Genomic DNA, 5948 nt, shown 5'->3' on the forward strand with positions numbered 1-5948 from the left:
CGATCACGGCGGTCCTGGTGGCTCTTCTGCTGCCCTTTTCCACGCTTAACGTTTCCGCAGGACCCAACGGCATGGACCTTCAGCAGAACCCAGACGACACCTTCTCCATCAGCGGAGACTTCATCAGGCTCGAGTACAACGGTGACTCGTCGCCGACCCTCGACTCGGTTGGTGTTTCCAAGAGCTTCGTGGTTCCCGCGTTTGAGCCACTCTTCGAATCGATCGATGTTCAGAACTTCTTGTCCATATCCGACCCCGTGGTTGATGGGGAACGCGTGGAAGTGTCCAGCAGTGACATGGTCATGGAGTTCCACAACAACCCAATGGCAACGATGAGCTTCGAGGCCACCGACGAAGGTCTTGTGACGTTCACGTTCGAAGAGGAGATCGGGGCCATTGTCGATGCGGGGCTGGCCCGAGTGGGAAAGGGAGGAACGACGGGCGAGCTTGTGGCCATGGGCGACGCGATCCTGGAGAAGTCCTTCAATCAGATTCGCCTCCGGATGGGCGATGGCGATCGGTGCTTCTTCCGCGCGTCAGTTGTGGCGGACGAGTTCATCGGACACGAGATCTCGACGGGCACGATCCTCGGGGAACTGTACATGATGCAGATAGGGGAGAACGTCGTCTCAGACCCCATCCAGTATCAGTCAGTCTCGATGTCGCCCTCGTTCGTGTCGACCGAGAAGGCGGTCGTCGACGTCTCCGGTGACTTCCCGGCCGGTGGAGTGGTCGTCCTGACCCTCGACAGAGCGATGTTCAGCGTTCCCGCTGAGGGCATTCACGTTCACATCGATGAAACCGAGACGGCGAGAGCGGACGATCTCGACCGGATTCTCGCGGGAGGTGACGATCCAGCGTTCTTCGCCTCGCAGAACGAGGACACGCTCGAAGTGTTCGTCTATCTTTCGCACTTCTCGGACCACAAGATAGTCCTCTCGGGAGCGGGAGAAGCCGCCTTCCCGTGGAGCAGTCTGGCGGCGGTCCTTGGAGCCTCATTCGTGCTTCTTGTGGCAACAGCTTTTCTCTTCAAGAGGAAGAACTAGGCGAACGTCCTCTTGATCGGAGCCGCGTAGATCCTCAGGATGTCCTCGGCCCTCGCTTTCCCATCCTTTATCAGCCGGTTCCTCACCTTTATCTTGCGGATGACCGCCTTGATCCTCCCGAACTCCACCATGTCCCCGGTGTAGAACTCCTCGTCCGGGGAGGCCTCGATTTCCTTCGTGATCGTCCGCCCCGCCCTGGTTATCGAGAACCTCACGACGACCTTGTCCATCCTCTTGGCCCAAAGCGTATCGATATCGGAGGAAAGGGCCTCCTCAGGCCTTCGACCTTCCCGCTCTATGCCAGTTATCACGATCTGCCCGCCCTCGAAGAGGAACCTGTCCCCCTTCCTCACGATCAGTTTCGGGTCGAGCTCGATGGATTTCTTCTCGGAAGCCTCACCCCTGCTCACTATCATCGGAACGGTCAGTGGCCTGGGCTCACTGATCCTCTCCCTTCTGGTCTGCCCGCAGTTCGTGCATCGGACGAGACCCTCCAGGACTATCTCCTTTCCCTCGGAGATCCTGCCCTTGACGATCCTGTGTGGCTTTTCCCCGCAGTTGGGACAGTCGAGAATCAGGGCGGAAGGCACGCGCACGATTCGTCATGATTCCGGACGGTATTATTCTTTTCTCCTCATCTTCATGGACCAGCCGCAGTCGGAATAGACCCTCCACCCTTTGGACTGCAGCGATCCGCCGCACTCTGGGCATCTGGCCATTTGCAGGAACTGGTCGAGCCAGGCCCGCCTGACATCCTCCACGGACTCTCCTTCGATCTTCAGCAGGATGGTCTTGAGCTCGTCGGTGACCGCGAGCTCCTCGAGGCCCGCCAGGTGGGGGACCTCTTTCTCGGGCGAGCCGATCCTCATGATCAAGGGCGCAAGGAGAATCCCCGCCGCTAGACCCATCAGATGCGCCTCGTGTGCTATGTGGCTGTTCGGGTTCAAAGCGAAGACCGTCTCCACCGCGATTATGATGGCGACCACGAAAGGAACGCGCATCGGGGGAAGCGGGAGCATCCTGATCTTCACCCTTGGATACAGAACCGCAAAGGCTCCCAGTATGCCAGAGATCGCTCCCGAGGCCCCGAGGACGAAGACGTGTTCGTTCAGATGCATCAGGCCGAATGCGAGCGTGCCGATCATTCCAGTGACGATGTAGATGACCGCGAACCTCGGCGCGCCGATCCTCTCCTCAAGGAGCGGCCCTATCAGTATCAGCGCTATCATGTTGAATATCAGATGAAAGAAGTTCGCGTGAAGGAACATGGACGTGAAGAGGGTGTACGAGCTCGCAGGCACTGTGAGGTGCACTGGCTGGAAGGCCAGGTCCAGGACGAGAGGCGAGACCTCGAGCCAGGACTCCATGACCTCAATCGCGAAGACCGCGCCGATGACAGCTGCCATGGTCAGGCTGAATGGGGCTCTCCTCACCAACGAGAAGATGATGCCTCCGAGAACCACCGCGACCACGATGGGTGTGAGCGGGCTCATTCGTCAGCAAGATGGTCGGGGGATATATTAACTCAGTGAGTTGCGCACGATCTCGGCGACCCTGGTGCCCGCTTTCCCATCCCCGAAGGACTCCCTTCTCGCACCCAGCGCGGCTTCCGACGTGACCGCGCTGATGATCTTGTCCCTGTCCGCACCCACGAGGATGTTCCAGCCGTCCTCCACCGTTTCCGGCCACTCCGTTTCCTCTCTCAGGGTGACGCACGGCTTCTCCAGAAGATACGCCTCTTTCTGAACCCCACCGCTGTCCGTCAGGACCTTCCTGCATCTCACGAGAAGCGCCAAGAAGTCCGTGTAGCTGAGCGGGTCCGTGATGTTCACGTTGTCTCCGACGTGTTCTTCGAGTCCGAACCTCTCAATGGCGGTTGTCGTTCGCGGATGCGCCGGGAAGACGACCTCCGTGTCCAGGCCGGAGACGGCGTCGAGAATCGCGCGGAGGTTACTCTCGTCCTCGGTGTTCTGCGGTCTGTGCAGGGTCATGAGATGGAATCCGCCTTCCCCGAGTTCCATCTCAGGAAGCACTTCTCTGTCCCTCGCCGCGGAAAGGAACCTCTCGAGCATGTCCTTCATCACATCCCCGACGAGATGCACGCCCGTCACTATCCCCTCCCTTTCCAGGTTGTCCACCGCCGTCCGAGTGGGGCAGAACAGCAGCCCCGAGAGGTGATCCGTCAGCACCCGGTTGACCTCCTCTGGCAATGACCTGTTGTAGCACCTGAGGCCTGCCTCGACATGGGCGACCTTGATCCCGATTTTGGCGGCCGCCAGGGAACCCGAGAGCGTGGAATTCGTGTCTCCATGGACCAGCACGAGTTCAGGCCGCTCCTTGACGAGAACGTCCTCGATTCCCTTGAGCATCTTGGCGGTCTGCACCGCATGCGTTCCGGACCCGACACCCAGGTTGTAGTCAGGTTCTGGCAGGTCGAGAGTCTCGAAGAACACCTTGCTGAGCTCGTAGTCGTAATGCTGCCCCGTGTGTATGACGACCTCCTCGGCGAACTCCCTCAATTCGCTCGTCAGAGCGGCCGCCTTGATGAACTGTGGCCTTGCCCCAACGATTGTGGCGATCTTCATCTCGCTTCGACTATGCCTCTCGGTATTTAACTCTTCTTTCCCCGTTTTCCATTGGGAGGGTTCATTCTCAAATCCGATAATGACGTTGGAAAGCTTGATATACACACCGATTTTTCGTGCTGACATAGCATGCAGTTTGAACCAGGACTAGAGTATCTCGCCACGTTCATCGCCTTCTCGGCGTCGCTCGTCGTGGCCATCGTCGCCCTTCCCCCCCTAATCAGGAAGATGAAGGAAGGGAAGATGGTTGGCTCTGACGTCAACAAGCCAGAGAAGCCGCAGGTCGCGGAGCTTGGCGGGATAGCGGCGGTCTTCGCCTTCTCGATATCTCTCTCGCTGATGGTTGGTGCCATAAAGCTCATGGACGACCTGTACGAGCCTCCCTTCCTGGCAGTGATCAGCGTCTTCTTCATCGCATCGATGATCGGGCTAATCGACGATATCTCCAAGATATCTCAGCGGACGAAGGCCGTCACTCTGGTCTTCGCCAGCCTTCCCCTCATGCTCGTTCATTTCGGATCCGAACATATCATATTCCCGTTCGATGTCGTCATCGACATTCCGTACTACGCTTACTGGTTGCTGCTCGTCCCAATCGGAATAACTGGTGGTGGCAACGCTATCAACATGTCAGCGGGCTACAACGGACTCGAGAGCGGCCAAATCGTGGTCATCTCCGCCTTCCTTCTCCTCATCGTCGGGCTGGGGAACCCGACGAGCTATGCCCTTCCCATCTTCGCTTCGCTTCTGGGATGTTCCCTCGCCCTTTACTACTTCAACAGACACCCCGCCAAGGTGTTCGTCGGCGACATCGGGACCCTCGGCATGGGCGCGGCGCTCGCCGCGGGCGTGATTATCGGGGACATCGAGTTCTTCGGCGCCATATGCCTGCTTCCGGCGTTCTACGAGGTCGCGGCGACCCTGTACTACCTCCGTGCGGGGAACAGTAACCGGCGGGAGGCCTGCCAGAATCCGGTGATAGATTCCCAGGGAAGACTATCCCCTCCCAAAGGGTCCGAGAGGTACACGCTCGCGTACCTCTTGCTCAGCGTCAGGCCCATGACTGAAAGGAAGTTGGTTCTGGTCATTCTCGGACTCTATGCCGCCTCGGGCCTCATCGCACTTGTGCTGAGCGTGGTCTGATGAAAGGAGCCGCAAGGTCCCGTGGTGGATTCGGTCGGCTGGGTCGGGCCTTCAGCGTCATCAGGAACTACGGTTTCTCCTCTCATCGGCTCGAAGAGAGCCTGGACTCGTTTCGGGAATTCCTCCAGGACAATGACTGTCCGGCGACCTTCGCCTGCCCGTCCGCCCTCCTGAGGAGGAGTGAAGACCTGGTAGGCTTCCTGAAGGAATTCGACGTGGCGATCCACGGGATGGAGCACATCGACTACAGGAACGTCACGGCCGAAAGAATCGGAAGTGACCTGCGCCAGGCCATCTCGGACTTCGAATCGGTCGGTCTGAATCCCAGCGGGTTCCGAGCACCGTATCTGCGCTGGAACAGGGACATGATCACGGCACTGGCCCGTTCTGGTCTGGCGTACGACTCATCGAGTTCTGTGTTCTGGAACGTCGGAGGACGCGACCTGGCTTCGCAGAAGGAAGTCAGAAAGGTCTTGGATTTCTATTCATCAGAGTACGAGGTCGACGCTCCCAGCCTACCCAGAATCGAGGACGGCGTCGTTCGCCTGCCCGTCTCTCTTCCGGACGATGAGATGTTGATCGAGAGACTGGCGATCGCCCGGCCGGAGGAGCTTCTCGCCTACTGGCTTGAAATGCTCAAGAAGTCGTATGAGAGGTCGGAGCTTCTCGTCCTCCAGGTTCATCCCGAGAGGTTCCCAATCTGCGAGGAGGCCTTGGGCCATCTGCTGGAAGAGGTCCGAAAGAGGAACATCTGGAACGCAACCCTTGGGGAAGTCGCCTCCTGGTGGACCGAAAGGAACGAAGCCGTGTCCGCCGAAGGAGACGTGACAAAGAATGGCGGACTTGTGGACAAGGGCCTGTGGCCTCAAGACCATCAGAGCGCATTCTGTCTGACGGGCGATATCGATGCTATGTCTGTTGGCGACTTCCTCAGGAGACACTTGTCGAGGAAGCACAAACGTTCAAGGCGGGGTACTTGAGTGAAGCTTATCCGCGAGGTTAAGGAGCAGGAATGGCGGGATTTCGTTAGAGAGATCCCTGAAGGGAACATCTTCCAGACCCCGGAGATGGCAAGAGTGTATGAGAAGACTCAGGGGTACGAACCCATCCGCATATTCGCGGTGCAGAACGGCGAGATCCAAGGCGTCCTACTTGCCACTCTACTGTGGACCGG

The 5948-nt window shown here is 58.5% G+C and carries 7 protein-coding genes; 4 read left to right on the forward strand and 3 right to left on the reverse strand.

The window, feature by feature from the left end; translation table 11 throughout:
• Positions 1-1046, forward strand: a 1046-nt coding sequence (locus LN415_08805) for a hypothetical protein (GenBank protein MCJ2557185.1), incomplete at its 5' end; no start/stop codon positions are given.
• On the opposite strand, the gene LN415_08810 is transcribed toward LN415_08805, so the two are convergent.
• From LN415_08810 to wecB, 3 genes are read right to left on the reverse strand one after another with little or no spacing between them, the layout of a single operon-like run.
• A complete protein-coding gene (locus LN415_08810) occupies positions 1043-1642 on the reverse strand; it encodes a hypothetical protein (GenBank protein MCJ2557186.1) in 600 nt (199 codons plus the stop codon). The two genes, LN415_08805 and LN415_08810, sit on opposite strands and share 4 nt — an antisense overlap.
• 24 nt (positions 1643-1666) lie before the next feature.
• Positions 1667-2539: a rhomboid family intramembrane serine protease gene (locus tag LN415_08815; GenBank protein MCJ2557187.1), complete on the reverse strand. Its 873-nt coding sequence runs from the start codon at positions 2537-2539 to the stop codon at positions 1667-1669.
• A 27-nt stretch (positions 2540-2566) separates the two neighbouring features.
• The gene (gene wecB / locus LN415_08820) at positions 2567-3631 is read right to left on the reverse strand and encodes a UDP-N-acetylglucosamine 2-epimerase (non-hydrolyzing) (GenBank protein MCJ2557188.1); all 1065 of its coding nucleotides are present in this window, start codon (positions 3629-3631) and stop codon (positions 2567-2569) included.
• Positions 3632-3760: 129 nt separating this feature from the next.
• On the opposite strand from wecB, the gene LN415_08825 reads away from it, so the two are divergent.
• The 3 genes from LN415_08825 to LN415_08835 form a co-directional block, all read left to right on the forward strand.
• A complete protein-coding gene (locus tag LN415_08825) occupies positions 3761-4774 on the forward strand; it encodes a hypothetical protein (GenBank protein ID MCJ2557189.1) in 1014 nt (337 codons plus the stop codon).
• Positions 4774-5754, forward strand: a complete 981-nt coding sequence (locus LN415_08830) for a polysaccharide deacetylase family protein (GenBank protein ID MCJ2557190.1) — start codon at positions 4774-4776, stop codon at positions 5752-5754. Before LN415_08825 ends, LN415_08830 begins: the two co-directional genes overlap by 1 nt.
• A partial coding sequence (locus tag LN415_08835) for an aminoacyltransferase (GenBank protein MCJ2557191.1) occupies positions 5755-5948 on the forward strand: 194 nt, incomplete at its 3' end. It abuts the gene before it with no gap.

Source organism: Candidatus Thermoplasmatota archaeon, assembly GCA_022848865.1.
In the GTDB taxonomy this organism is placed as follows: domain Archaea; phylum Thermoplasmatota; class Thermoplasmata; order RBG-16-68-12; family JAGMCJ01; genus JAGMCJ01.

Bases quoted from the DNA above. Each gene is read 5' to 3' on its own strand.
- LN415_08815 (MCJ2557187.1), bottom strand. From the start codon at position 2,539: ATGAGCCCGCTCACACCCATCGTGGTCGCGGTGGTTCTCGGAGGCATC.
- wecB (MCJ2557188.1), bottom strand. From the start codon at position 3,631: ATGAAGATCGCCACAATCGTTGGGGCAAGGCCACAGTTCATCAAGGCG.
- LN415_08825 (MCJ2557189.1), top strand. From the start codon at position 3,761: ATGCAGTTTGAACCAGGACTAGAGTATCTCGCCACGTTCATCGCCTTC.
- LN415_08830 (MCJ2557190.1), top strand. From the start codon at position 4,774: ATGAAAGGAGCCGCAAGGTCCCGTGGTGGATTCGGTCGGCTGGGTCGG.